The sequence below is a fragment of the uncultured Maribacter sp. genome (genome assembly GCF_963977385.1).
Lineage (GTDB): Bacteria > Bacteroidota > Bacteroidia > Flavobacteriales > Flavobacteriaceae > Maribacter.
On the sequence record NZ_CAXBOU010000014.1, the window covers coordinates 1 to 26,769 of the forward strand.

The window sequence follows — 26,769 nt, forward strand, 5'->3', positions numbered from 1 at the left end:
TATAAAAATTCACCACGTAAAAATCTCTATATAAACAACAATGCAAATCTAAGGGGAGTAGCAAGAGGGTAACACGCTGCGCGATGTTTCGTTTTGATTTTTTTCTCCATCTGCAATGAGAATGGGGGTTTCGGGAGTATTGTCTCTTATGGGAATTTTGGTATTTGAGCCCGATTATCAGAAAAAACGCTTACAGCCCAATAAAAACGGCATAAAATTTCAGAAAAAATGGATGAAGAATTACAAAAAGAGCGATTTGAGAAGCTTGGCATAAAGACTTCGGTTGCAATAAGGTTTCGAGAATTCTGCAAGAAAATGTCAAGATCGCAGTCCATGACCTTAATGCTCATGTTGGACTTTTTTGAAGAAAATGGAATCTCGCCTTCCGAATCCATGGGACCGCGAATGGAAACCTTAGAAATGAGAATGTCCTTACTTATCAAGAAACGGATGAACGGAATGATCGCGATATTAAAGGATATTGAAAAATCCCAGACCAAGCCTACAGCTGCAATGTTGTATTCACTTTTCGAACAATCAGTCCCAGAAAAAAAGCCATTGCTTGTAGAGAAAAAGTATAGCACAGAGAAAAAGCAGGTGCAGTATCGTGAAAAAAAATAGTTATAACGAAATGCCCGAGAACTGATGGAGAAAGTAAATTACATCGCCCACCTAAATGCCGTCTTCGAAAGATTCAACAATGACGAGAGAATCAAACAAGGCCATATCACCTTATACCTAGCGTTCTTCCAGAAATGGAACCGTGAATTCTTCAAAAAGACACTGACCATTAATAGGCAGTTCATTATGGAAAAAGCAAAGTTCAGGTCAAAAACAACCTATCATAATTACTTGAGAGATTTGAACGATTGGGGCTATCTAAACTATTTTCCTTCCTTTCACCCGGCAAGAGGTTCAAAAGTGAACATGTCCATATTCGGGACAACCAGTGGTACAAGCTCTGGGACACCTGCGTATCAAAAAATGGCCAACAGCGTCCCGGAACCTGGCCATAATCTGATACCTTCTTATAAACATAAAACAAAAGAAAACTTAAATAAACTGGCAAGACCAAAAAATGGCCGGGCTGTTTTAATTTTTTTTAGAGAGAATAATTGGCAGGAAACGGAAGGTAGAAAATTCTATGCCTACTATGAATCAAAAAATTGGAAACTGCGAGGAGGTCTAAACATCAAAAACTGGAAAGCGCAGGCTAAAAAGTTTGTCGAGAAGGGTATTGAAAGTAAACAAGAATTGACCACGCCAATTTCTGGCTATCTATCAAACATGAGGAAGAACTATAATGAACCGCTTTGATGACTGAGTAAACCTGATGGGCTTTTGTGCTTATCTGTTAGAAGTAAATGGTAGTAGCTTTTATAAAAATACGGCAATCAATTTGATTATCGCCGTAAAAATTACGGCGTATATTTTGAATAACGGCAAATGTAATTTATATTTGCCGTATAATATTCGGCATTAAAGAATCAAAAATGTATTTACATCATAGCAAAGATTGGCCAAACTTTAAATGGGATACCGATACGCTACTTCCATACGTGAGCAAAGTACGTGATTTGCAGGGTAGACTATTAGGTAGGATGGAGAGTATGGGTTTCGAACTTAGAGAAGAAGCAGTACTTGAAACGTTAACGGAAGATGTTATTAGAACTAGTGAAATCGAAGGAGAGTTATTAAACCCTTTAGAAGTTAGGTCGTCAGTCGCTCGTAGACTTGGTATGGATATATCTGGATTACCAAATGCCAGTAGAGATGTAGAAGGAGTTGTCGAAATGATGCTAGATGCTACTCAAAAATATAAAGAAGATTTAAGCAAGGATAGATTGTGCGGATGGCATGCAGCTCTATTTCCAACTGGGAGAAGTGGCATGCATAAAATTACTGTTGGAGATTGGAGAGGTGATCAAGAAGGCCCTATGCAGATTGTTTCTGGCCCGATGGGAAGAGAAAAAGTTCATTATACTGCTCCAGATGCTTCAAGGCTTGAAGCCGAAATGAATAGATTTATTGACTGGTATAATACAGATACAAGCATGGAACCTGTTATTAAATCAGCCATAGCCCATTTGTGGTTCGTAATTATTCACCCTTTCGATGATGGAAACGGGAGGATTGCCAGAGCCATTGCCGATAATCAATTGGCAAGAGCAGATAGAACAAACCAAAGGTTTTATAGCATGTCGGCGCAACTCTTAAAATCTAAAAATGGATATTACGATATATTGGAGTCCACCCAAAAAGGAAGCATGGATGTAAGTCAATGGCTTGTATGGTATTTTGAACGTTTAACCGAAGCACTTGAAACAACGGAGAAAGCATTATCTAAAATACTGCTTAAGGCAAAATTCTGGGAATTGCATAAAACCACTCAGTTTAATGAGCGCCAAGTAGACATGATAAATAAACTTCAAGCTGATTTTATAGGGAAGTTACATTCGTCCAAATGGGCAAAGATGACTAAAGTACATAGGGATACAGCGCTTCGGGATATTCAAGATTTAGTGGAAAAAGGAGTTTTGTTAGAATCTGGCGAAGGCGGAAGGAGTACGAACTATATTTTGAATCTTTAGACGGCCTAAAAAAGGGAAAACCAAATTGGGATTTGGTAGTTCTATTTGAAACATACGAAGACTCTTTACAAAAAGCGGATTTTGTAAAGAGTTACGTTTTTTAATTTATGTTTTATTGAGTTCAACTGGAAACCTTAGATCATGGCCGAATAAGCGTAATGTAAAGAATTGTGAAAAATTGTAATTATTATCCTTCCTACCTTTCCGACATTTGGAGCTATTCTGATATACTTTTCTAGGCTGTTTTTATTCTAAAGAATCAATTACTATAATTAAAATTACATAATATAGAATTTTTTTAAATCAGAGAATTACTACATTTACTAGCATACCAAAAATTCACTTTATGATCATAAGCAGGCTGTATATTTCAAATTTTACGGGAATAAAAAAGGCTACCCTCTATTTTGAAGGACACACTTTAATGGTAGGTAAGAACAAAATAGGAAAATCTACCATATGCGAAGCCCTTGACCTAGTTGTTGGGTACCTTTGAAAATGTTCCAGACAGAACTTACCGGAAACATACTTCGGGTTTTTGAATAAATGCGATTAAGTTTTAGGTATCGTTTTAATTTTCACATTTTTCAATTCGATGAGTGAGAGTTCTTCCAATTCGCCCTTTTCAAAGGCATTCTCAATTTGATCAAAATTAACACCGTCCATTATTCTAGGTTGCAGGTTACGATAATCCTGTATACGCACTCCATTGATCGTACGCTGGTTAAAAGCCACACGAAACCGCATTCCCCCTTTGCCGGTAAAGTAATTGTAGGCTAGATAGTCCATACTGTAATCCTCGACATCGAACCAATAGAGGAACACATCTTCAAAATCTGTACCACCGCCTTCTTGTTGAAAAGTGACACGGATTTTATAATATTCTTTACTCTTTATTTTACTCTTTCCCATGTCTTTTAGTATGACCGCGGGGTCTTTGAGCCATAACGGAAGAAACGCAAAATACATCACTGAATTGACAGAATTGGTATAGGCATTTTTTCTTTTCTCGGTCAGGTTTACAACGGTATCAGCAACATGGCGGGAAAAGCCTTTGTTGGTGTAGACATCGCGGACTAGACTGCTATCCCTGTTCTTGCCTATTCTTGTGTAGGTAAAATGTCCTGTTTGCCGTTTGTACTCATAGGTGTGCTCACGGAAGGTAAAGGAGGCCTCGGCATTGCGCATTTTTTTCATTCCAGAAACCTCGATTGCCTTATCAACTATGTTCTCTTGTGCGATGGATAAGTTAAACGATAGTATAAATGCGCTTACTGGAATCGAAAAAAGGGATAGTTTGTGATTTATTTGTTTCATGTATTGCTTGATTAGTCCATTTGTTTTTAAGATGTTCATTTTATTCATTGTTTGCAGATGCTTTCTTAATTTACTTCATCAATAGCTTTGGTTTCTGTCTTTAAAAAGTCAGATGCCAAGAGCTGTATCTGTTCCCGTATTTTTTTTGCCTTATCTTCTTTCCCGGCACTGACATACTGAATATAGCGATGATAAAGCGACCCTACTTTTACAAATCGAATTTCATCCATTGGTAGGTTGGAAAGATAGGGGTCTTCTTCAGCCGGAAGATTGCTCCTCAATGCGGTCAACAAGGTATCCAACTCTTTGCCCGTAATATAGGATGCACGACCTGAATTCGCCTGCTGCGATAGAATAGGCGCCCTGAATTCAACAGACCTTCTGTCATCGGTATTCAGTTCAACTCCCGACAACCGATTTCGAATAGCCTCCAAATTACCAAGATAAAAGAGGCCGGCCATATGATTATTTTCCTGGTCAACTTGCTCACCAATCACATGAACGATATTCTGGCGTAGGATATTCTCGTCAAGCTGTGTGTCTTCTTCCTGACCAACGAGCAAGATACTGGCCCTGGTCGTCGAAAAGTCAGCCCGCCAGAGGGTCACTTGTGGATAAACGGCCGCAAATGTAGCGGCAATAGTATTAAAGTTCTCCGAAGTAAGCTGGTATAGCGGTAACCATTGTGCAAAGATCCCGCCAGGCGACAATCGTTTTTTGGCCTGTTCAAAATGTTCAAGGGTATAAAGGCTTCCCGTTCCTGCATGCCATGGGGTGAACAGGTCACCGACAATAACGTCAAATTGCTCATTGGTACCCAGAAGAAAATTTCTAGCATCGTCAGCTACTATGTTTGCCCGTTTATCTTTGAAAAGCCCGTTGGTCCAAGGCGAAAAATAACGTTTTGCCGCGGGAATTACATTGGACACCAGTTCTACGGCTATAACCTTTTCCACCTCATGGTTTAGTGCAGCGCCTGCCGTGACGCCGGTTCCCATGCCCAAAAATACTACCTTTTTTGGTGCTGGATGTATCATAAGCGGAACGTGAGCCTGCATTTGCTCGACCAAAAACGATTTCGAATCCCCGAGTACATAAAAATTATCCAGGCGCATTTCTATATTTTCTGGTAATTGTACTATAGAGACAACCCCGTCGCTTGATTGCCAATAATCCAATACTTTTTCACCATTTTCCAATTTTACAATGGGGGGATTTTCCAAAACCATTATTCCTAAAATTACTACAACAGGCCATAAAAGGAAGAAAATTTTCTTTTTTCTGTAAGAAGGAAAAGCTATTAAAAGAGCCAGGATTCCGTACAAAAGAGCAATGATTTTTATGCTGTTCCAGAGACCTGCTATATCAAGAAGAAAAAAACCTGCTAGTACTGGTCCCACAAAGCCACCTAAAGAATTGTAGAGTACCAATTTGCCGACAATGGATCCTGACGGCATATCGATTTTAGGGGCCGCTTTCAACAGAAAAGGAAATACAGCTCCTAAAATAATAGTTGGAGGCATTATGACCATAAGACTCAGTTTAAAGACGGACCATATATACGTAAACCAAGACGCGTTAATTGCAAGATACTCAAGTCCGTTTGTTGCACTATTGAAAACCGTTGGAGATAACCCAATCAAAACAGCGGCCGTGGACAGCAATAGAATCAGCAGGGTTTTTGAAGGTGCCCCTAGCCTTACAAGTATATGTGATAAAACGCCACCGAGCCCCAAGGCCAAAAGAAACACCACCAATATCGCAGCGAACGAATAGACTGAATTTTGTAAAACTTGAGCGAACATCTTAGTCCATAAAGTTTCTGCCGATAATGCCAATGCTCCGGAAAAAAAAGCGACTATGATAAATTGGTTTTGGCTTAGCTGAAATGCAAAATCAGTCGTTTTTTTACTATTTACAGGATATTTAGATGTTTCGTCAATAATGGGATAAGGAGATTTATACCAGCGATCTAGAACAAGGGCTAGAACGCCTACCAAGACTGCCAAGGCTATGGCAAAGCCGTAGGTTGCCCCAACCCCGTATTTAGAGAGCAAGTAAAACGCGGCAACAAAAGCTCCAAGGGCCGCCCCCAAGGTATTTACGGCATATAAAATAGTTCCACGCCTTGAAAGATTATTTCGATTTTTTCCTATGTACTGCGCTAAAACGGGAAAGGTACCTCCCATCAGAAATGACGGAAAAAAAAGTAGTGAAGTACCAAAAACAAACTTCATACCCAAAAGAATACTCTTGGTATCACCTGAAAAAGATACGATATCAGAATAATATTTTTCATAGAAATCGAGACCAGGAGCCAGCAAGAAGGCCGTTAGCGCAATACCTAGCTCCATAAGTCCATACATGCGAAGTGGCCGTTTAAAACGCGCTGAGGCGTTGCCAAAAAATCGTCCCCCAAGAGCCAATCCAAGAAAAAAAGCGGATAATGTTGCTGCTGTCGCATATGCGGCGTTTCCGAATACCAATCCTAACCGGTACATCCATACCACTTGAAACATCAAGCTGGCGGTACCGGACACAAAAAACAAGGCATAAAGAAAAATAAAGTTTCCCGAACGTTCAGAATTTGTAAAGGCGAACTTGTTTCTCATAAGAAATGGTCATGTATAATGTTGCATCTCACAAACTTAAAAAGAAAAGAGGCTTTTTAGCAGCCTCTTTTTCCTTATTTTGACATTTTTGACGTTTTCAATTTAGACATCCTACATAATTGGGGTTGTTCGATTCTGACTGTGGGACGAGAAATTTGAGGGTAGAACTATATTCGCCTCCCTTGAAATAAGGCCCCCAAGGAAACACACTAGAGGGCATCATACCATAAACATCTACAAGTCTTCTAAGGTCGCCTTGTCGATGACCGGTACTGAACAGCCAAAATGCACGTTCTGAAAAATGGGTCAACAATAGGTCCTCACCGCTAATTCCTGAGAGGTCCAAATCTGACAAACCTATTGCAGCCCTAAGTTCATTATGTATATCTTCCACCGTAGCGGCATCATTTGCATTGGCCGCCGCCTCGGCTTCTATCAATCTTGCTTCTATTCCTGATGCCAGAACTACGGGTACGCTAGATGAATTGTATTTCAGTTGGTTGTAATACAAAGTAATGTCATCCTGTCCAAATTCCGTCCCTCCGTCCCAAGGTGTCCGGGGATCCATAGCGGAGCGGTACATTAAACCATTGCCCCCTTTGCCATCGGCTATAGAAAATTGACGGCGAACAGTACTCATGATGTAAATTCCGTTCTCTTGTCTGAAGCTGTTATCGGATTGCTCAATATTATAAACAAAATCTGACGGAATAGCCGCAACTTCAGCCGCGGCCGCATCAATCTGACCTAGTCCCAAAAGGGAACGTGCCTTGCCAATTCTCGCCAAGTTGTCCAATTTATCGTTGCTGCCAGCGTTGGCGAGAGCTTGGTCGAACCAACTTACCGCTTCATTGAACATTTGTTCGGTAGTCAAAGGTTCGCCATAGATTAAATCACCACCGTCCGCCGGTGATTTGCTAAAGGAAACGCCCCCACAAAAGGTTTCTGCGAACATAATATAAGCATAACCAACGACACTTTGCATCTCACTTTCAATTTCTGGATTGCCCCCGAAATCAACAAGAAGATCTATAGTGGTTTCTGCGCCAGCCCTTGATCTATGAAGGTTACCATAAATTGTATTCATATCAGTATTGATATCCTGAAGGATACGGGTATCGGCTTCTCGTCTAGTAGGGAAGGTTCCCGAATACGTATACTCATCCGCCATAAGGCCGCTCATTACTATTAGGCCCGTAGTAGCACCGTGGCCTGCCGCAGAACCGCTCATGGCCACAGCAAGATCGCCCAAGGAACCCGCACGCAGGGTTTGTAAACCAGCCTCAGTATTAAGGGATCCCGGTGTAACAATATCAGGGTCCGTAACTTCTACCACCGAATCGCAAGATATGCTCAATGATGAAAGTATTATCAGAACAATTACATGAAACAGTAATTTGGAATAGTTGTTTTTTGTTTTTAATAGCTTTTTCATTTTCTTAGATATTTTTGTTAAAACGATAGATTCAGTCTTGCTTTCCAAGAACGGACGGGCGGTTGACTGAGAAATTCTTCAGTAGTAAAATTAGCTTGCCCTTCAGAACTAATTTCAGGATCAAGCCCAGAGTAGTCGGTCCATACGCCTAGATTCTGCCCAGAAAGTGTTAGGCTTATGCGATTAAAACCCAGTTTGCTTGAAAAAGTACTAGGTGCGTTATAGGTCAATGAGATTTCACGAAGCCTCCAAAACGAAGCATCCTCGATATAACCTGCATTTGTTCCCAAAAATTTAGATGCCACGGCTCTTGCCTGATCGGCTAGTGAGGCATCGGGGTCATTTAGTTCTCGGTTATTGCTGTTCCCGTTTCTCCATGCACCGGTGTTATTATAAAGCTTTTGACCACCCCTGTAGTTTAGGAGTCCCCTTAGCACAAATTGATTTTCGAAAAAACTTAGTGTGGGGGTAAAAGAAATGTCGGTAGTTGCAAATGGGGTGCCCAAATACCCTGTTTCTCCGACTTGAACCTCATCTTGCCCTATGAAACCATCGCCATTAGCATCGCTAAAAGTATAGGTTTCATCCCAATAGCCACCAAGCGGATAGCCTTCAACATGGCGTTGCTGACCAAAAATAATTGGTTGAATATCCTGACCCAGTTCTTTTAGTTCATTATCTATGAACGAACCTACAAAATCAATTCCAAAGAAAAATTTATCGGTTTCGATGATTCTAGTATTTAACGCTATCTCAATGCCTGAATTTTTAACAGATCCCAAATTTTCAAAACGTCCTTCACCCACACCAAGCGATAATGGCAATTGCCTGAAAATAAGGGCATCTTCGGTACGTTTATTAAAATAGGTCATTTCAAAACCAATCTTGTCAGATAATAGTTTCGCATCAAAGCCGAATTCGACTTCTGTGGATAGCTCTGGGCTTAAACCGGAATTGCCCACGCTTCCAATGGTAACCCCAGTTACGCTTTGCCCGTCTAGGGTAGCAGCGATAGGATTGAAAAACCTAAGGGCATCATTGGTACCTGGCTGTACACCAGAGGAACCCCATGCACCCCTAAGCCGTAACGAGCTTATTAGAGATTTGTCTGAGTTATTAAAGAATTCTTCTTCAGAAATCAGCCATGAAGCGCTAATTTTGGGGTAAACCACCGAATTGAACGAGGCGCCAAAAGAACTCCCACGATCTACCCGTACGGCACCCGTGACAAACAATTTATCATTAAAGCCGATCTGTTCCTCCAAAAAGACTCCAATGGTACGTGATTCGATGGTTTGTTCATTACTCTGTGTTACTGCGGCCCCTGCAATGGAGTTACTCCCTGCAACCAACTGCAGTCCAGTTGTGAACGTGCCTTGTGACAAATTCTGTAAATATTGGGCCCCCAATGAGGTGCGAGAATTTATACCTTCCCATAAATCCGTTTTGTAAGTGCCTACCATATCCAAGGTATATACAAAATCATTGAACCTATTAGAGAATCTTGCGCCTTCATCATAATTAAGAAAAGCGGGCGCTTCTCCGGTCGGGAAGAACTGGCTGTCCCATCGGGATGTAAAATCAAGCCCGCCAGAAGCCCTGAAGTTCAATTTTTCAGAGGGTTGCCATAGCAATTCAAGACCACTGGTAAAACGATTGATTCGTTGACGGGTATCAATCGTAAACAGTTCGTCGGGCGTAAACTCGCCCCAACCGTTGTTAACATCTATAGTAGATGTACCATTAAGACCCTGACTCATTAGAGCCAAGGCGAAATTATCGTTCAAGGGTAGTTCTAGATTACTGTTGGTGTAGCCCGTGGTTAAATTCACCTTTAAATCATCGGTAATTTTGACTCCGAAATTCCCTCGGAAATTTGTTCTTTTTATATTATTGACAGGCAACACCCCTTCGCCGTCGGTAATATTACCTGAAAGGAAATACGTAAGCACTTCTGAACCTCCGGATACGCTCAACCCACCGCCATAAGATTGTCCCGTTCTAAAAGGTGAGGTGCGTGGGTCGTTCAAGGGCTGAAAAGAATTGACCGTACTGGGGACAAAAGTACCTTCTGCCGCCTCAAAGTTAAAACCAGGATTGCCAGCTGCGTCAAGTGCTTGATAGTTTTTGGGATAGGTCGTTACGTTTTCAACCAACCCGCTCTCCAAAAATGCAGACCATCTTGGTTCTCCTTGTTTTCCCTTTTTAGTGGTAATACGAATTACACCGTTCGCCGCTATAGATCCGTATAATGTTGCCGCAGAAGGGCCCTTAATGATCTCGATAGACTCAATATCCTCGGGGTTGATATCGTTCAAACGTGAAGGGGACTGCCCACCGGTTTCAAAAGAAATGGAATTGGCCTCGTTATTGATCAAAATACCATCGACGTAAATTACGGGTTCGTTGGAAAGGGATGCACTGTTGGAACCCCTCACTCTAATACGGGAACCCATGCCTGTAGCACCTCCACTACTGGAAATTTGAACACCAGTAGCCTGGCCCTGAAGTAAATCTGAAACATTACTAATTGGGCGCTGTTTTACGTCATCAGCAACATTGAGATTGGTAATGGAATTTCCCATCTCTACTTTACGCCTTACACCGGTTGCGGTAACGACCACCTCGTTCAAATCCATCGAACTTGGCTTCATAGTAACGTTAATAACTTTCTCCTGTGTTAGGCTGACCTCACTTGAGGCAAAGCCGATGTATGAGAACACGAGTATATCGCCTTCTGAAGCTTCAATCTCATATTGCCCATCAAAACTGGAGGAAACCCCTTTGGAGGAGCCCTTTATTACCACACTTACCCCTCCCAAGGGAATATTGTCTTGATCGGTAACCGTCCCCGTTACAGTCATGGCTTGTTCCGGAATCTTTGAAGGATTCAACGAAGCCTGGCTTGTTCCGGAATTTAATTTTTTGCCGTTTTCAAGTAGAACGATAAGTTTTCTTCTAATTTCAAAGGATACATTGGTTTCCTTTAAAATAAGTTCCATAAGCTCGTTTATCTTGACTTTATCGACATTTACTGAAATCCGTTTACCAACGTCCAAACTGGAGTTCTTATACAGAATATTGAAATCCGTTGTTTTTTCTATTTCATCAAATACCGATGCTATGGTGGCTTCCTTCATATTCATAGAAATATTGGATTTCTGTGAATAGGTATTGCTTGCCTGAAGTTGAAACAGGGCAAGCAATAAAAACAATGCGGTAATTTTCATTTTCAGGTCTATTTTAATCGTAAAATACCTTTTACATAGTGTGTTTTTCATACTTTTGAGATGGTTTAAAAATTGGTGATTCAGTTTTTAAATTTGTTTAGAATCAAGGGATTGTTACAGCAATCCCTGATTCTTTTAGAGTTCATTTCATATACTTGACTTTTTAGGGTTTATCTTGATGCGTTTTTCATTTATGGTATAATCAAATCCTTTAATCCTTTGAAATGCTTTTAAAATTTCTTCTATGGTCTCTGTTTTAAACCTCCCTGTGTATCTTTCTTTGCTTAACTGAGTATCCTTTATCTCGATCTTTACATCATAATGCCTTTCAAGTTTTTTAGCGATATAATAAAAATCTTCGTTCTTAAAAAGTAGTACTCCATCTTTCCATGCAATGTAGCTACTGACATCCACATTCTCTTTGGATAGTTCTTTGTTGAAATATGAATATGAAACTAGCTGATTCGGTTTCAGCAATAAAGCACTTGGGTTGGAGGTGTTACTCTGACCAACCGACAGACTTCCTTCTACCAAGACCACTTTCATATGTTCGTCGTCTTGGTAACTTGAAATATTAAACTCGGTACCCAAGACTTTTGCATCTATATTTTGGGTGCTGACCGTAAATGGTCTTAATGAATCTGAAGTAACGGTAAAATAAGCCTCCCCTCTTAGAACAACGTTCCTTGGCCCTTGGTCGTAGAATGCCACTGGATACGTTAGTGAAGAGCCCGAATTAAGGTATACTTCGGTACCGTCGGAAAGTACCAACTGAAACTTTTTCCCATAAGGCACATCCATGGTGTTGTAAACCAACTGACGTGTCTCTTTTTGGTTTGACGCAGCTTTTTTATAGGTAATTTTAGTACCTTCCTGATTTACAACATAAGCACCTGAACGAACTACTATCCTTGAAGGTCCACCGTTCAATGTTTTCTTTGTCGAGCCGTCATCCAAAGTAATAGTTACCTCTTTTTCAATTGCAGCAACGCTGTTGCCGGTTTGTAGATAAGTATAAATACCAAGGGTTGCAAAGCCGATAAAAATTGCGGCATATCTCAATAGTAAATTCCTTTTTTTGGCTCTGCCTGCCGCTAGTCTAGCTTGGTCAAAGGCCGCTATCAGGTTATTCTTCAGGTGTTCTGGGCTTTGTCCATCTCCAGCCCCAGTTATTAAATGATGGAGTTCTACTTCTTCTTGAAAGCTAGATTTGTTTTTTTCGACCCATTTGGCCAAAGTAGCAATCTCATCCAGAGTAGCGGTACTATTCAAGAATTTATGTAAGATTATTTCTATTTTCTTATTTTTCATTACTGATTTTTAGGAAAGTCCCAATTCATACTAGTTAAACGACCGAACTTTACAATACCCTCGCTTTTTATTACCAAAAATTTATAATATTGATTTTTTTTTGTTAACATAGTTTATGAATTCAAATTACCGAGATAACAATGTAAAGGTTAAGGCGATCCAAAATGGGGATAGGAGAGCTTTCAAAACGGTCATCGGGTCCTATTACAATGAAATCTATTGGTATGCCAAAAGTTTATGCCGTGATGAAGTTTTGGCAAAAGATCTGGTACAGGAAGCATTTTTCAAATTATGGAAAAAAAGGGCTAAAATAAAGGAGGGAACCATCATAAAGGGATGGCTCTATAAGTCTGTCCGCAATAATTTTTTGGACCATATAAAAAAGTATAAAAAAGAAACCTATTTGTTCGAGACGACCTACGCCGAAACCTTGGGTCATATAATGGAAAGGGAATATGAAGAAGATGTAAAACGCAAGGTATTAATTGTTGAAAAAGAGATCGAACGGCTTCCCAATAAATGTAACCAAGTGTTTAGGTTGAGCAAAAAAGAAGGACTGACCAATATTGAAATCGCTGAACATTTGGGGATTTCCATCAAAACAGTCGAAGGACATCTTACAAAGGCCCTCAGAATGTTAAGGGAAAGGTTAAAGGAAAAAATTCAAGTTCTCTTTTTAATTCTTCATCGAATAAGGTAGCGTGAAAAGTCTCGCTATGTAAGTTTTGATCGGTAACGTTTGGTTTATATGACCATCAGGGCCTTACTTTTTTTTAAAACCCATAGGCGATAGAAAAATTAATCCCAAACGGATGCCCAGGTCTTAGGCCGGCCGGAACCCTTGATACGGCATAGGTAGTGTCAAACAAGTTAATGATGTTAGCAGAAAAGGTAAAATGATCATTATAGAAATAACGTCCAGACAGGTCAACAACAAAATTAGAATCAACTCTTAAATTCGTAGGAATGGTGGCAGTCCCTGCTTGTGTCCTAAATGCATCGATATAACGAGCACCTAAGTCGACAGCGAATTTTTTATGCATTAGTCCAAAATTTAAATTGAATTGATTCTTGGCAATATACGGCATCTCATCACCTGCTGTAACCTCCCCGAATATATCGTTATCACTTTCAAACGAGCTGAGAAACTCGGTATCGGTCAATGTGTAGGTAAATGTTACTGGTAAACGGAACTTTTGCGAAAGATTATTTAAAAGGTTATAGTTCAGCAATACTTCTATTCCGCTGACCCTGACCTCTCCAGCGTTAAATTGGTCCAAGCTACCTGTTCCTCCCGAGGCGGCAAGGTCGCTACCCAATAAGTTTTGATAATCGTTGTAGTAGCCTATCACTTCTCCCTGAATTCCATGATAATTAAAACGTGTGCCCAATTCATAATTTATACTTCTTTCCGCATCTTGTCCTTCGGTATTGCCAGGAGGGGAAAACCCCTTGTGTACCCCACCAAAAATAGAAAGCTTGTCGGTAAAGGTATAATTTGCCCCTATTCCAGGTATCCAAACATCTACTTGGTTCTCACGCTCGGAAAGGTCTGTACCCAATCTTGAGCCATCATTAGTACCGTAATTTATCCTGCCCAATACAATGTTCTCGTACCGAATACCTGGGGTCAATGTAAATCTACCTAAATTTAGTTTGTACAATGTATGTGCAGCAATTGCCTTTGCGTTGCTGATACGGTTTGCATCCGCCCCTTTGATGCCGACCGTTGTGCGTATTAGTTCATTGTTCTGAAAACCATACCTATCTACCCATTGATACCTGTCTTCCTCATCCTCATGGTACCGAATACCCAACTCCAGACTTTGTAACCAATCAGCACCCCAACGCATCCGGGCTATCGACTGTATTCCTTTGGAGGTGTACTTCCTGTTATTTGCTTTTATGCCGAACACATCTTCTGTACTATCCGTGTTTCCCAACAGGGCATTGTATTCCATAGCATAGGTGTCTGGATCTGAGAGTACATTGTTTATTCCGACCCGTTCACCAAGATTTACATCATCCAACTTGTACCAATTGCGCTTAAACTTGTTTACATATCCCGTGGTAGTAATGGCAAAGGCCGGGGAAAATTTAAGGAGGTGCGTTAATTGGTATTGTTGGTGCTCTGAATCCATTAAATCTTCCGAAGAGGCTCTATATCTGCGATAGGGATTTTTATTAAAATCCGTATCGGTCAACCCCAAATAGGTTTCATTGGCCGTCTCTTCAGAAAATTGGATTTTAAAATGAAGGGATTGATAGATTTTGGCACCTTCATCGGTATTTATTCGAAACTTTGCCAAATAGTCCGATTTATCAAAACCGGTATTTCCTCCTCCATCAATATTTTTAAAACCGTCCGAATTGTAGTTATAATACTCGCTTACGAATCCGAAGTTCTTAAAACTATCGCCTACCACGATTTGTGTATTTTTTGAATTGAAGTTACCGGCTGATAAGGTCGCTCTTCCCATAAATTGGTCTGGTATCTGCGTAGAAATCATATTGATAGCCCCACCTGTAGTATTTGGCCCATATTGCACCTGACTACTTCCCTTCAATATTTCCACGGCCTGCATTCTTCCGATTGTAGGGAAATAATATGCGGCAGGAGCACTATAAGGGGCTGGAGCGATAAGTACTCCATCTTCCATAAGATTGATTTTTGCACTACGTTCAGGAGACGTACCCCTCAAACTGATATTGGGCCGTAACCCAAAACCGTCTTCTTCGTAAATGTTGACACCAGGAACACTTCTCAATATTCTGCTAATATCGTTATAGCTGAATTTTTGAAGTTCTTTTTCTGATATATAATTTGCGGATCCCGTTCTGTTTTTAGCTTCAAATTTACTCCCGAGAATTGTATTTCCATTGACTATGACCTCGTTCAATACCTCAGTTTTCAGGGTTATTGAATCTTTGCTATCATTACTTTCTTGTGATATACCAAAATGGGTTCCTAGTAGTAGTATTACAATAGTTGGCAAGAATCTCCTCACGTTATGCTTATTTAGATTTAATAAAAATAAAATGTAAACCTACGAATGATTATATTTAAACCAAAATAATTAAGAAATATTTTTAATTGTTCCTGTTTTATTCTGACGCTCCTTTTTTAATTAATATGGCATTAGTCATATTACAGCTAATATCTTTGAAAATCAAAAACACAAAGTGATTCCAAAGGTTTTTATTACAATCGGTCTATTGACCATATTTAATCACCAACTCCATTCCTAAGTAGGATTGGATGATTATGTTTTGGAATATCAAACCATTTCTAGAGGAATGTTACAGCGAATAGTTGTAAAAATAAGCTTTATGTTTATCAGGAAAGAACTTGAGCAAAGTGATTCCCAAGTCAAAATACAATAGATTGATATCGCCTTCGAAGCATTTTTAAATAATGACATAGAGGAGCATGACCTACGTATGATTTGTCACATCATAAACAATACTTTTGTAGATGAATTGATTGATGTTATAGAAAATGATACTCCGGAAGTAAATCTAAAATATGTTGTTTCAAGCAGTCTATCTGAAAGTCATTTTGTTCCAAAAACAATGCATGGGAGTAGTGGACAATCTTTTTATGAATTTTCTAATTCAGGAAAAAACTCAAGAACGCATGGAAAAAATATGGCAAGATTTAATTTTATCAAAAATAACCGCATAAGAATTTTTGTGAGCCTATTTTATCAAAGTTTAAATAAAGGATAGCGAAAAAACGTCTTTTTTGTGAGGGTATTTAAAAGACATGCACTATCGATAGGTGCTAACAAAATTATAAATGTGTTTATGACCATAGAAACTAGCCAAAACAAAAAGTTTAAATTAAAATACGAGCTTAACCGTTGGCTATAGTTAAAAAATCAAAACAATTATAATAAAACTAGATATGAATAGAATTCTATTTTTTGCTTTTATACTACTTAGATCAAGTTGCTCAAATACGAAAAAAGAGACTTCAAATCCTACTGCTAATAAGTCAAAAATTTCTAAGAGTGTAATTTCAAATTCAGAAAAACCACAATCTAATATTGCAAATTCGAATTTCGAAATACTATTCAACAATACTAAAGTTTCAAAGTATACAATAGTAGATAAGGAATATGGAAATAGCAGTGCTATTGTGCAAAACACTTATGATTATACTGCTGCGCAATTGGAAAGAATGCCCAGGATGAAGAGATTAACTCTATACATTGTGATACCAACGAGTATTACAAAAGAAAATCTGTCAAACACCTTTTGCTCATTTGTATCGGAAAAATATACTGCTGACAATGAACTTGATGAAATAGTAATCTTTGCATTTGATAATAAAACTGACATTGGGAATAATCAGTATACTTTTGGAAAGTCCTATTGGGGTCCCATTGGAAAACCAGGCTCTTTAACTTCTGAAATTATTATAAACAACAATCGAAGTAATTACGCATTTGACATGATAATCAAAGACAAAGTTGGTAACATTCAAAAAAAAGACATGCCAACTCAAAGGGAATTAGAAATCTATACTGAATTGATGCATGAAAAATATATAGATTTACAAGAGGAGAAGTATCACCCACTAATAATGAAAAAATTTAAAATTAAAACCAAAAAAGAACTAGATGCTATTTGGTTGAAAGTTGCTGTATATAAAAATTAACTACAGTCAACAAGAGCTGAGTTAAATCAAAGTTCAAATAAAGGATGCTTTATTAATACAGACTCTTAACAGAACGCACCTTTGGTAAAGAGTTTTCCATGCGCTCTATGCAATTGCCTCCTGCTGGTGCTCATCTGTGACGAGTGACCCCCGCAACTATCAAAAGCCTTTATAGTTTATAAAAAACTTAGGTAACACTAAAATTCAATAACCTATTTTCAACGGACTGATTTTTTATTAAAATAATGAACAAGGAAAAGAAAAATTTCTACACCTATCCTACTTTTCATACATAAACCCCTTACTAACAACCTGATCAAAGTCGTATTTATACAAGTATCTTTATCAAAAATCATAAAATGAAAGATCAAAATTTCAAAAATCACGCAAATCTAGTAACAGGGTTTCACGGCGTGTTATTTGTCGCCTTAGTTGCATTATTAGCTGGATCGGTATATCATCTTTTTAGAACCACATCAGAAAACCTGTATTTAGCATCTTTAATGGTGCTAACTGCCATTATCTTGATTGTCATGGCTTGGTATATAAGAACATTCCCTTTAAAAGCACAAGACAGAGCTATTAGAGCTGAAGAAAATATGAGACATTATGCGATGACGGAAAAACTACTTCCTTCAGATTTAAGAATGTCGCAAATAATTGCCTTACGTTTTGCCAGCGATGATGAGTTTTTACCCTTGATGGAAAAAGCTTTGAAAGAAAAACTCTCTGCCAAAGAAATTAAATCGAGTATCAAAAGTTGGAAAGGAGATTATTATAGGGTTTAATTTAGGCGTTCGAACTAAAAATTTATAGGCTCAGACCCATGCTAGCACTCTCCCGATAGCTATCGAGAGTGACAGGTGACCCACAAAAGTAAGCCAGACACTAGGCAATGACAGATGTAGCAGTAGAGGTAAATTTTAGCCGTGTATCGTTTCTTCTTTTCCGTAGTTTTTAATCACTTCAGCTTCAAAGGCAACAAGTTCTTGCCAGCGTTTGTCTACATCTATACCAGCGCCGTATTTGCGGGCAAAGCCAATAAAAGTAGTGTAATGGCCTGCTTCACTAATCATTAAATCGTGGTAGAACTTAGAAAGTTCTGGGTCTTTAATTTTACTTGGAAAGTAGTTTAAAACGTTCGCAGCTTCGCGCTTCGATCATAGCGGAAAATAAGAGTCTGTCTACCATCGATTGCAGTCTGTTTCCCCCTTTATTCATGAACTTGTAGAGCTCGTTCACGTAGCTGTCTTTGCGCTCTCTGCCTAAGGTGTACCCACGCTTTTTAATAATTTCATGTACCATTTGAAAGTGCTCTAATTCTTCTTGGGGCAAAAAAAGCAAATCGGTAACTAAAGCGGGGTATTCAGAATTAAGTGTAATTATTGTAATCGCATTAGTAGCGGTCTTCTGTTCACACCACGCATGATCTGTTAGTATTTCTTCTAGATTCTTTTCAACAATATTCACCCAACGTGGGTCTGTTGCCAATTTTAAATGAAGCAAGGACGTTTTGTTTTTGTAAAAATAGTCATCAAAAGGTGAAGATATTTATAAATCGTAGCCCTTTAAAATTGACATATTTGATTAAGAATTCGACCTTTTAAATATACTGTAGCCAACTTTAACTATAAACTCTTAACAGTATACGTTTAGTGTAGAGAATATATGCTTTTAAATAATTTACCTCGAGTATATCATTTGAAATGGTCTTTTTTGTTTTCAATTAGCATCTGAGTCATCTTCTAAATGTTAAACTATGTTAAAAGGTGAGCATTGCGGTGAGTCCAAAAAACAACCCCTTGTAAGCCCTATAATACAGGGTGTTTTCAAGAAAAGTTCGAGTCCCGTCCAGACCGCAAAAAGCTCTCAAGAAATTGAGAGCTTTTTTCGTTTACAAATATTATTGATTGTTATCAATCTATGAATTACTCTAACTTTTTAATAAAACAAGCGGGCCAATTTCAGACCCGCTATGCTTAATTAAATATGATATATAAAAGGTGCTTTTCTATAGTATTGAACATCAATAATTTGATTAACAAGAAAATCTGCAATATCCAAAGCACTTATTTTATCTCCTATACAGTCTTCTAAACTGACTCCTGTTTCATATTTTAAATCAGAAAATTCAATTAACGGAACTCTAATTAAAGTCCAATCCAATTCACTTGCTGCTAGTATAGAATAAGATTTTTGTCTATCTGAATGAGTAATCGGAAAATTTGCTTTCATCCATTCAGTACCCATAGTAGTCTTAACGCTTTTCTTATCAAAAGGAGTGTCTACATTCAACCCTGCTAGCGAGATATATCGTTTAATTCCGAACACTGCCATAGCATTTAGAATATTACTTGTTGCATTACTAGCGACCAAAGGCTCATCTTTACGTTGGCCAACCGTACTAATTATAACTTGACAATCATTAACCAATAAATTAATAATGCCAGCGTCAACTGCATCTCCTTTTACTATTTGAATTAAAGGATTTTCTATTGTGAAGTCTTCAGGGTTTCTTAGAAGAAGTTTTAAACTATATCCCTGATTTAATAATTGGGTAACTAAAAACTTACCTGTTCTACCACCGCCGCCTAAAACGGCAATCTTTATATTTTTATTCATAATATTCTTTATAAAATTTTAAAATAGAGTTTTGTCTCGTTTTCTTGATTAAAAAAAACGAGGCAACAAAAGGCTTGACCTTTTGCTTAGCTGATATCTAATATTTTATAAAGAGATAATAATAATTACAAGATAGCTGTTTTATTGAAATTGACTTTCATGAAGCACATCTTTCATAAAAACGAAACAACAAAAGCTTTAATAACTGCCATTAAGATTTCTTGAACAGTTTTTTAAATCCCATAAAAACAATTAATGCTACAAAGCCCACTACTAAGCCGACACCGAACTCTACAAGCATACTTGGCACATTAGGCAGAAGATGGTGAAAAAAATCAATGTTATGAACAAAAATACCACCAGAGACCAGTAGCAAGGCAATTGTTCCGATAACCGAAAGCGCTTTAATAACCTTAGGTAACGCATTAACAAAAAAGTGCCCTACTTTATCTGAGATACTATCATCTTCTTTATTGAGGTTAATTAGTCTAAATCCGAATTCGTCCATTCGTACTATAAGCGCCACAATACCATAGACACCAACCGTTGCCAATAATGCTACGACAGACACTACCCCAATTTGAGTCACCAAAGGTTCTTTAATCACCGCACCCAAAGCAATAATAACTATTTCAATACTCAGAATAAAATCGGTTACTATGGCCGATTTCACCTTTGTCTTTTCCATTTCCAAAATTTCCTCTTTGCTAATTTCTTCCATTTCTGCAATAGCGTGCTCATGCTCATGAGGTACAAAAAATTCGTAAATTTTCTCTGCCCCCTCAAAAGCAAGATAGACTCCGCCCAATACCAATACCACAGTCACAGCCCAGGGTAAAAAGGCACTTAACAAAAAAGCTATAGGAAGAATTATTAATTTATTGAGTAGAGAACCTTTTGTAATAGCCCACAAAACAGGGATTTCTCGCTTAGAAACAAATCCAGAAGCTTTCTCTGCATTCACTGCTAAATCATCGCCAAGTATACCAGCAGTTTTTTTAGTTGCAATTTTACTCATTGCCGCTACATCATCTAATAGTGCTGCTACATCATCTAAAATCGCAAAAAATCCTGAAGCCATCGTTTTAAATTTTACTCAAAAATAATTTAACAAAATCATATATCGGAATTCTATCCGCACAAATGGTAACTCAAGACGAATTTATATAAGTTAGCAGCTTTTGTTGAATCGATAAATATGAAAAACTTAATATAAATTACAAAGTATGAAATCATATTATATGTTATGAATTATGCTTATTTATGTACCTTAATCATTTTATTAAAACAACCACCACCATTCATGAAAAATTTCATTTACCTGATAGGAATTACTACAATTCTACTCTTAGGATGTAACTCTAAAACGGAAGAAATTCTACAAACCAGACCTAATATTGTTTTCATTATGTCTGATGATCATGCTTATCAGGCAATTTCTGCTTATGACAATAGTTTGATCGAAACTCCTAATATTGATCGTATAGCAAAAATGGGAATGTTATTTACCAATGCAAGCGTTACCAATTCAATTTGTGCACCTTCAAGGGCCGTGATTTTGACTGGAAAACATTCACACATTAATGGTAAAATCGATAATCATTTCCCTTTTGACACAACTAATGTTACTTTTCCTCAAATTCTTCAGAAAGCAGGCTATCAAACAGCAATGTTTGGAAAGTTACATTTTGGAAACAATCCTAAGGGATTCGACCAATTTAAAATATTACCAGGACAAGGCGCCTATTACAATCCTGATTTTATAACTAAAAACGAGGGTGAAATCAACGTAAAAGGCTATGTAACAGATATCATTACCGATATGACCTTAGACTGGTTAAAAACCGAGCGTAAACCAGAAGATCCTTTTTTATTAATGTATTTGCATAAAGCACCACACCGATCTTGGTTAATGGCCGAGCGCCATATGGAAGAATTCACCAATAAGACTTTTCCGGAACCGGCAACACTGTTCGATACTTATGAGGGTCGGCCTGCTGCGGCAGAGGCCGAAATGAGTATTTTAAATCATTTAAGCTGGACGAGTGATGACAAAATATACCCTGAAACTATAAATGCCATGAACGCTCAAGAATTAACAATTGACGAAGGAAGGTTCGAAAATTCTGTGGGTAGAATGAATACGGGACAATTGGCAAATTTCAGGGCCCAGTACGATAAAATAAATGCCGACTTTAAAAACAATTATCTCGCTTTGAACGAAGAGGATAAAATGAGGTGGCGCTACCAACGCTATATGCAAGATTATTTGGGCACCATTAAATCTGTTGATGAAAATGTAGGTAGGGTATTAGATTATTTAGAAGAGAATAAACTAATGGAGAATACCATAATAGTTTATACTTCTGACCAAGGGTTCTATTTAGGTGAACACGGTTGGTTTGATAAACGTTTGGTATATGACGAATCTTTTAAAACCCCACTACTTGTTGCATGGCCAGACAAAGTAAAGCCCGGTACAACATCAGATGAAATGGTACAGAACCTTGACTTTGCTCAAACGTTTTTAGATGTAGCCGGCGTAGATCAACCATCAGATATGCAGGGCGAAAGTCTTGTTCCTATTCTAACTGGCAAAATGGAAGATTGGAATAGAGAAGCAGTATATTATCATTATTACGAATATCCTGCAGAGCACATGGTCAATCGGCATTATGCTATTATCACCAAAGAATACAAATTGATTCATTATTATTTCGATTTAGATTATTGGGAATTGATAGACCGATTAAAAGATCCGAAAGAATTAACTAATGAATATGATAACCCAGCTTATGCTTCGATTAAAGAGAAACTGCATAAAGAGTTAGAAGAGGTTAGAAAAAAATATGGGGATAGTGATGAACTTAACCAGAAGTACATAAATACCTTTATGGATGATGTAGAGAAAAATGGCATTTTTGGAGTTAATAAAAAGAAATTAGAGGAAATTATTGAGAAGAGAAAAACGAACAAAAATTGATTTATCTTTTTCAAACCTACAACTCATTTTTTTTGTGATATATGGATATAATTAACTGGGGAATAATTGGCTGTGGCGATGTAGCCGAAGTAAAAAGCGGCCCTGCTTTTCAACAAGTAGAAAATTCGAATTTGATATCGGTCATGCGTCGAAATACCGAAAAAGCAAAGAGTTTTGCTGAGCGACATAATGTTCCTCAGTGGACAAATAATGCAGATGATATTTTAAATAATAATGAAATCAATGCTATTTATGTTGCAACACCACCATCGACCCATTTAGAATATGCCTTGAAGGCTATTAAATCGGGCAAGCATGTGTATCTTGAAAAACCAATGGCTTTAGATGTAACACAAGCCAAACAAATATGTGATGCGATAAAAAAAAGTAATAGTAAACTTACAGTTGCACATTACCGAAGAGAACTACCTGCCTTTTTAAAAGTAAAAGAGCTCTTAGGAGACCTAAAAATTGGAGAGGTTACGCATGTCGACATTCAAATACTTCAACCTAAAAAAACGAGTATTGTCGCAGATACAGAAGAGAGCTGGCGAGTGAATCCTGCCCTTTCTGGTGGCGGTTATTTTTATGATTTGGCACCACATCAAATAGATTTGATGATTCATTATTTTGGTCCCATACAACGTACTGCTGGCTTCTCTCATTCATCACATTCGGACAGTAAAGTTGAAGATGTTGTTAATGGCATTATATCCTTTAAAAATGGAATTCAGTTTCGTGGTCTTTGGAGTTTCACTACCTCTGACTTAAATGAAAAAGACCAATGTATCATTTATGGTACAGAAGGAAACATCGAATTTTCTTTTTTCGGTAACGAGGTTACGCTTACTAATTTAAATGGAAGCGAAACCTTTTCCTTCAATAACCCTAAACATGTTCAAGAACCTATGATAAAGGCTACCGTAGCTTATTTTCTAGGTAAAGAGGAAAACCCTTGCCCTGCAAAAGACGGTTTACTGGTCATGGATACTCTAGAGAAATTGAGTGGACGAACCAGTTAATTATCTTGTGATGACAACAATGCTAATTTTGCATAAAAATCCTCAAACAACAATCGATTATCCAACTGTTGGTAGACTCTAATATTTCGTCCTTCCAAATTGGTTTCATAAACGCCTGCATTATTCACTTTTGGTGCTTGTTTAACTACATAAGTACTTGATGAAGGATCTGGTTCAAATGAAGATTGAATAGCTGTTAATAATACCAAAGGATTATCACCATAAATATATACTTCCCCCATAGGTAAGTTCCATTTATCAAGCTTCACGAAAGCATCTTTCATTACACTGAACAGGTGATTTCCCAACGCACCTTTTCCTTTTACCCGTGTCAAAAGTTCCGCATCAGACATAATTGGTTGTCTATAAACGTTTCTCGGCACTTGCCATAACTTAATGTTCGATGAATTAAAAATAACCTGAGCTGCCTTAATATCAATACCCAAATTATATTCTAACGTGGTAAATCCAGGTGGTGGTAGGGCAATGTCGGTATATTCTGGCCCACCAATCCAAACTAGAGTAATCTTTTCTGCAATTTTAGGCTCGAGTAGATAAGCACTTGCGACATTAGTTAAACCACCACCGCAAACTACATAGAGGGGTAAATCGGTATCTGTTCGCAATGCTTCTTTAATAATTGCTTGAACGGCATCACTGTCTATTGGTGTCTTAACATCAGTCATGCTTTCACTTTTATCAGTGTAGACGTTTATGGAGTTTTCCAATTTTAAAATCTTAATGATTTTCATTGCCTGCTCCTTGGCATATTCCGAAGTTCCGGGACCCCCAAAACCCTGCTCATATAAATGTGAAGCAATAACTCCTCGTATTTCTATGGATGGAGACATTAAATGGTGTGCTAATTGAAAAAGTCCGTCTGGATCACCACCTAAATCATTATCGATAATCACTCGCATACGGGGTTTTACCAATGCGTTTAATTCTGACAAACCATCTTGTTGTGAAAAACTTAAGGTTGAAAAAGTCAAGAAAAAACAAAAGAATATCAATTTCATAAGATTCGAATTAACATCTAAATTTAAGTCTTTTTATAGATAATACGCTCTACTAACGAGCAGATTACCTATATAAAACAAAAGAAGAATACTTGCATTCAAAAAATAATTTCTGAAATATCTTTCGATATATGTTTTTCTAACACGCCATCTCAAGAATGTTTTTAATTAACAGATAGTCAAATAATTAAAATAATAAATGTATTATTGTTACATATTGAGACAATAGAAAATTTATCCAAATGAAAAATCTTCAAATTTTAATATTCACGCTGATTCTATCTAGCAACTTTTCTCCAGCACAAGAGACCAACTCTTTTCCTGTTCAAGTAAAAATTGAACACGGAACTATAGAAGGTAATTATGATACCCATAATGGTATTCAGCGCTATTTCGGAATTCCATTTGCTAAACCACCAGTAGGTGAACTTCGTTGGAAAGCTCCACAACCGCTAGATAATTGGGATGGAATAAAAGAAACCAAATCGTTTGGACCAAGACCCATGCAAACCATGGTTTTTGGTGATATGAACTCTAGGTCAAATGGAGTTAGTGAAGATTGCCTTTATCTAAATGTTTGGACACCAGCGAACATGGATACTAAAGATTTACCAGTACTTGTATACTTTTTCGGAGGTGGTAATGTTGCTGGTGATGCATCAGAACCACGATATGATGGAGAGAGTATGGCCAAAGAAGGTATCGTAGTGGTTACGACTAATTATCGCTTAAATATATTTGGTTTTTTAGCGCATCCAGAATTAAGTGCAGAGGCATCTTATAAAGCATCAGGAAATTATGGTTTATTAGACCAAAATGCAGCATTAAAGTGGGTGAATAAAAACATTGCTGCTTTTGGCGGCAACCCGAATAAGGTGACCATTGCCGGCGAATCGGCTGGGTCAATTGGCGCAAGTCAACAAATGGCTTCACCATTATCAAAAAATTTAATTGCTGGTGCAATAGGGGAAAGTGGCGCCGCAATAAATCCTACAATGTCTCCGGTGACTTTAAAAGAAGCTGAAAAGACCGGTTTAGAATTTGCAAAAAGTATAGGCCTCCCTACACTTTCAGAGTTACGCAAATTGAGTACAAGAGAAGTATATGAACTTTACAATAGATCTAAAAGATTTGGGTTCCCTGCTGTATTAGATGGTTATTTTTTACCTAAGACACTTCCTGAAATATTCGAGAGTAAAGAACAAGCCATGGTTCCTTTATTACTTGGTTGGAATTCGGCCGAGATTCCAGGAATGGCATTTACCCAAGGTCCATACACAGAAGAAAATTATGTAAACAAGGTAAAAGAAGCCTATCCTAAGGAATATGCCAAGGTTTTAGAATTGTATCCACATGGGTCAGAAAAAGAAATTGAATTGTCGGCTACCGCATTAGCTTCTGACCGATTCATATCATATAGTACTTGGAAATGGTTTAATCTTCATAGAAAAAACAGCGACCAACCTGTTTATCGCTATTTATACAGTAAATTAAGACCTGCACTTGTAAACAACAACCTTGCTTCAGGTTTAGCTGGTGGAACAGTAGAAAAAGGTTCGGACACACCACCAATGCCAAAAGCAGTTGGAGCACCACATGCTTGTGAAATTGAATATTGTATGGGAAATTTACACTTGGTAAAAGACTATGCTTGGACAGCAGATGATTTTAAGGTTTCTAAAGTCATGATGACCTATTTCGCTAATTTCATTAAAACTGGTAATCCGAATGGAGAAGGTTTACCAAATTGGGAAGCTGCAGAATCAAAAGACACCAAGCCTCCTGTTATGGTAATTGATACGGAAAGCAAATTAATAGAAGCTGAAAATGATGCACGTTACGAATTTTTAGATAAGACCTATAAAAACAAATAAGAATTATTCTAAAGTTATTGAGCTAATTTTTAGATTAAAAGTAACCACCAAAACCCGTAAATTGGTCTCATGAAAAAACTAATTCAATTT

The 26,769-nt window shown here is 37.9% G+C and carries 19 protein-coding genes and 1 pseudogene; 10 read left to right on the plus strand and 10 right to left on the minus strand.

Translation table 11 applies throughout. The annotated features are described in order from the left end of the window. Positions 1 to 228 precede the first annotated feature (228 nt). The 3 genes from AAC084_RS14330 to AAC084_RS14340 all read left to right on the plus strand — a co-directional run bounded on the left by AAC084_RS14330 (position 229) and on the right by AAC084_RS14340 (position 2,591). Positions 229 to 621: a BfmA/BtgA family mobilization protein gene (locus tag AAC084_RS14330; RefSeq protein ID WP_291794625.1), complete on the plus strand. Its 393-nt coding sequence runs from the start codon at positions 229 to 231 to the stop codon at positions 619 to 621. 24 nt (positions 622 to 645) lie between these two features. Then, complete coding sequence (locus AAC084_RS14335) at positions 646 to 1,317, plus strand: hypothetical protein (protein WP_291794623.1); 672 nt, start codon at positions 646 to 648, stop codon at positions 1,315 to 1,317. Between the two features lie 176 nt (positions 1,318 to 1,493). Beyond that, positions 1,494 to 2,591 carry a Fic family protein gene (locus AAC084_RS14340; protein ID WP_339840905.1) on the plus strand — a complete coding sequence of 366 codons (1,098 nt, stop codon included), beginning with the start codon at positions 1,494 to 1,496 and terminating at the stop codon, positions 2,589 to 2,591. Between the two features lie 552 nt (positions 2,592 to 3,143). Here the strand turns inward: AAC084_RS14340 and AAC084_RS14345 are convergent. The 5 genes from AAC084_RS14345 to AAC084_RS14365 all read right to left on the minus strand — a co-directional run bounded on the left by AAC084_RS14345 (position 3,144) and on the right by AAC084_RS14365 (position 12,496). Next, positions 3,144 to 3,947 (minus strand): DUF6503 family protein, encoded by an 804-nt coding sequence (locus tag AAC084_RS14345; protein ID WP_291794619.1) that lies wholly within the window; start codon positions 3,945 to 3,947, stop codon positions 3,144 to 3,146. A gap of 26 nt (positions 3,948 to 3,973) precedes the next feature. Further along, complete coding sequence (locus AAC084_RS14350; RefSeq protein ID WP_291794617.1) at positions 3,974 to 6,520, minus strand: fused MFS/spermidine synthase; 2,547 nt, start codon at positions 6,518 to 6,520, stop codon at positions 3,974 to 3,976. A gap of 97 nt (positions 6,521 to 6,617) precedes the next feature. After that, a complete protein-coding gene (locus tag AAC084_RS14355; RefSeq protein ID WP_339840906.1) occupies positions 6,618 to 7,877 on the minus strand; it encodes a hypothetical protein in 1,260 nt (419 codons plus the stop codon). Between the two features lie 95 nt (positions 7,878 to 7,972). After that, positions 7,973 to 11,236, minus strand: a complete 3,264-nt coding sequence (locus tag AAC084_RS14360; protein WP_339726673.1) for a SusC/RagA family TonB-linked outer membrane protein — start codon at positions 11,234 to 11,236, stop codon at positions 7,973 to 7,975. Between the two features lie 96 nt (positions 11,237 to 11,332). Continuing rightward, complete coding sequence (locus tag AAC084_RS14365; RefSeq protein ID WP_291794611.1) at positions 11,333 to 12,496, minus strand: FecR domain-containing protein; 1,164 nt, start codon at positions 12,494 to 12,496, stop codon at positions 11,333 to 11,335. 115 nt (positions 12,497 to 12,611) lie between these two features. Here AAC084_RS14365 and AAC084_RS14370 point away from each other — a divergent pair, with 115 nt between their 5' ends. Continuing rightward, positions 12,612 to 13,196 carry an RNA polymerase sigma-70 factor gene (locus tag AAC084_RS14370; RefSeq protein ID WP_291794609.1) on the plus strand — a complete coding sequence of 195 codons (585 nt, stop codon included), beginning with the start codon at positions 12,612 to 12,614 and terminating at the stop codon, positions 13,194 to 13,196. Between the two features lie 73 nt (positions 13,197 to 13,269). Here the strand turns inward: AAC084_RS14370 and AAC084_RS14375 are convergent, their stop codons facing one another. Further along, entirely contained in the window at positions 13,270 to 15,504 is a 2,235-nt protein-coding gene (locus AAC084_RS14375; RefSeq protein WP_291794607.1) for a TonB-dependent receptor, read from the minus strand. Between the two features lie 433 nt (positions 15,505 to 15,937). Here AAC084_RS14375 and AAC084_RS14380 point away from each other — a divergent pair, with 433 nt between their 5' ends. From AAC084_RS14380 to AAC084_RS14390, 3 genes are all read left to right on the plus strand, one after another. Beyond that, positions 15,938 to 16,225: a hypothetical protein gene (locus AAC084_RS14380; protein ID WP_291794605.1), complete on the plus strand. Its 288-nt coding sequence runs from the start codon at positions 15,938 to 15,940 to the stop codon at positions 16,223 to 16,225. Between the two features lie 178 nt (positions 16,226 to 16,403). Continuing rightward, a complete protein-coding gene (locus AAC084_RS14385; protein WP_291794604.1) occupies positions 16,404 to 17,159 on the plus strand; it encodes a hypothetical protein in 756 nt (251 codons plus the stop codon). 359 nt (positions 17,160 to 17,518) lie between these two features. Then, positions 17,519 to 17,947 carry a DUF6526 family protein gene (locus tag AAC084_RS14390; RefSeq protein ID WP_339726676.1) on the plus strand — a complete coding sequence of 143 codons (429 nt, stop codon included), beginning with the start codon at positions 17,519 to 17,521 and terminating at the stop codon, positions 17,945 to 17,947. 135 nt (positions 17,948 to 18,082) lie between these two features. Here AAC084_RS14390 and AAC084_RS14395 read toward each other — a convergent pair. The 3 genes and pseudogenes from AAC084_RS14395 to AAC084_RS14405 form a co-directional block, all read right to left on the minus strand. Then, a pseudogene (locus AAC084_RS14395) lies at positions 18,083 to 18,665 on the minus strand (tRNA-(ms[2]io[6]A)-hydroxylase). A 477-nt stretch (positions 18,666 to 19,142) separates the two neighbouring features. Next, on the minus strand, positions 19,143 to 19,781 hold the full coding sequence (locus tag AAC084_RS14400; protein WP_339840907.1) for an NAD(P)H-binding protein: 639 nt from the start codon (positions 19,779 to 19,781) through the stop codon (positions 19,143 to 19,145). Positions 19,782 to 19,992: 211 nt separating this feature from the next. After that, positions 19,993 to 20,862: a DUF808 domain-containing protein gene (locus AAC084_RS14405; RefSeq protein WP_339840908.1), complete on the minus strand. Its 870-nt coding sequence runs from the start codon at positions 20,860 to 20,862 to the stop codon at positions 19,993 to 19,995. A 222-nt stretch (positions 20,863 to 21,084) separates the two neighbouring features. Here AAC084_RS14405 and AAC084_RS14410 point away from each other — a divergent pair, with 222 nt between their 5' ends. Both AAC084_RS14410 and AAC084_RS14415 read left to right on the plus strand, forming a co-directional pair. After that, positions 21,085 to 22,764 carry a sulfatase gene (locus AAC084_RS14410; RefSeq protein WP_339840909.1) on the plus strand — a complete coding sequence of 560 codons (1,680 nt, stop codon included), beginning with the start codon at positions 21,085 to 21,087 and terminating at the stop codon, positions 22,762 to 22,764. 41 nt (positions 22,765 to 22,805) lie between these two features. Further along, positions 22,806 to 23,786 (plus strand): Gfo/Idh/MocA family oxidoreductase, encoded by a 981-nt coding sequence (locus AAC084_RS14415; RefSeq protein ID WP_339840910.1) that lies wholly within the window; start codon positions 22,806 to 22,808, stop codon positions 23,784 to 23,786. Here the strand turns inward: AAC084_RS14415 and AAC084_RS14420 are convergent. After that, on the minus strand, positions 23,783 to 24,805 hold the full coding sequence (locus tag AAC084_RS14420) for a nucleoside hydrolase (protein ID WP_339840912.1): 1,023 nt from the start codon (positions 24,803 to 24,805) through the stop codon (positions 23,783 to 23,785). The genes AAC084_RS14415 and AAC084_RS14420 overlap by 4 nt on opposite strands. Positions 24,806 to 25,047: 242 nt before the next feature. Here AAC084_RS14420 and AAC084_RS14425 point away from each other — a divergent pair, with 242 nt between their 5' ends. Beyond that, positions 25,048 to 26,679 (plus strand): carboxylesterase family protein, encoded by a 1,632-nt coding sequence (locus tag AAC084_RS14425; RefSeq protein ID WP_339840913.1) that lies wholly within the window; start codon positions 25,048 to 25,050, stop codon positions 26,677 to 26,679. Positions 26,680 to 26,769 lie beyond the last annotated feature (90 nt).

What these genes read in the sequence shown, in the direction of transcription:
- AAC084_RS14390 (WP_339726676.1), top strand. Translation starts at nt 17,519, where the DNA reads ATGAAAGATCAAAATTTCAAAAATCACGCAAATCTAGTAACAGGGTTT.
- AAC084_RS14365 (WP_291794611.1), bottom strand. Translation starts at nt 12,496, where the DNA reads ATGAAAAATAAGAAAATAGAAATAATCTTACATAAATTCTTGAATAGT.
- AAC084_RS14380 (WP_291794605.1), top strand. Translation starts at nt 15,938, where the DNA reads ATGATTTGTCACATCATAAACAATACTTTTGTAGATGAATTGATTGAT.
- AAC084_RS14350 (WP_291794617.1), bottom strand. Translation starts at nt 6,520, where the DNA reads ATGAGAAACAAGTTCGCCTTTACAAATTCTGAACGTTCGGGAAACTTT.
- AAC084_RS14345 (WP_291794619.1), bottom strand. Translation starts at nt 3,947, where the DNA reads ATGAACATCTTAAAAACAAATGGACTAATCAAGCAATACATGAAACAA.
- AAC084_RS14330 (WP_291794625.1), top strand. Translation starts at nt 229, where the DNA reads ATGGATGAAGAATTACAAAAAGAGCGATTTGAGAAGCTTGGCATAAAG.
- AAC084_RS14400 (WP_339840907.1), bottom strand. Translation starts at nt 19,781, where the DNA reads ATGAATAAAAATATAAAGATTGCCGTTTTAGGCGGCGGTGGTAGAACA.
- AAC084_RS14405 (WP_339840908.1), bottom strand. Translation starts at nt 20,862, where the DNA reads ATGGCTTCAGGATTTTTTGCGATTTTAGATGATGTAGCAGCACTATTA.
- AAC084_RS14425 (WP_339840913.1), top strand. Translation starts at nt 25,048, where the DNA reads ATGAAAAATCTTCAAATTTTAATATTCACGCTGATTCTATCTAGCAAC.
- AAC084_RS14415 (WP_339840910.1), top strand. Translation starts at nt 22,806, where the DNA reads ATGGATATAATTAACTGGGGAATAATTGGCTGTGGCGATGTAGCCGAA.
- AAC084_RS14340 (WP_339840905.1), top strand. Translation starts at nt 1,494, where the DNA reads ATGTATTTACATCATAGCAAAGATTGGCCAAACTTTAAATGGGATACC.
- AAC084_RS14410 (WP_339840909.1), top strand. Translation starts at nt 21,085, where the DNA reads ATGAAAAATTTCATTTACCTGATAGGAATTACTACAATTCTACTCTTA.
- AAC084_RS14370 (WP_291794609.1), top strand. Translation starts at nt 12,612, where the DNA reads ATGAATTCAAATTACCGAGATAACAATGTAAAGGTTAAGGCGATCCAA.
- AAC084_RS14360 (WP_339726673.1), bottom strand. Translation starts at nt 11,236, where the DNA reads ATGAAAAACACACTATGTAAAAGGTATTTTACGATTAAAATAGACCTG.
- AAC084_RS14385 (WP_291794604.1), top strand. Translation starts at nt 16,404, where the DNA reads ATGAATAGAATTCTATTTTTTGCTTTTATACTACTTAGATCAAGTTGC.
- AAC084_RS14335 (WP_291794623.1), top strand. Translation starts at nt 646, where the DNA reads ATGGAGAAAGTAAATTACATCGCCCACCTAAATGCCGTCTTCGAAAGA.
- AAC084_RS14420 (WP_339840912.1), bottom strand. Translation starts at nt 24,805, where the DNA reads ATGAAATTGATATTCTTTTGTTTTTTCTTGACTTTTTCAACCTTAAGT.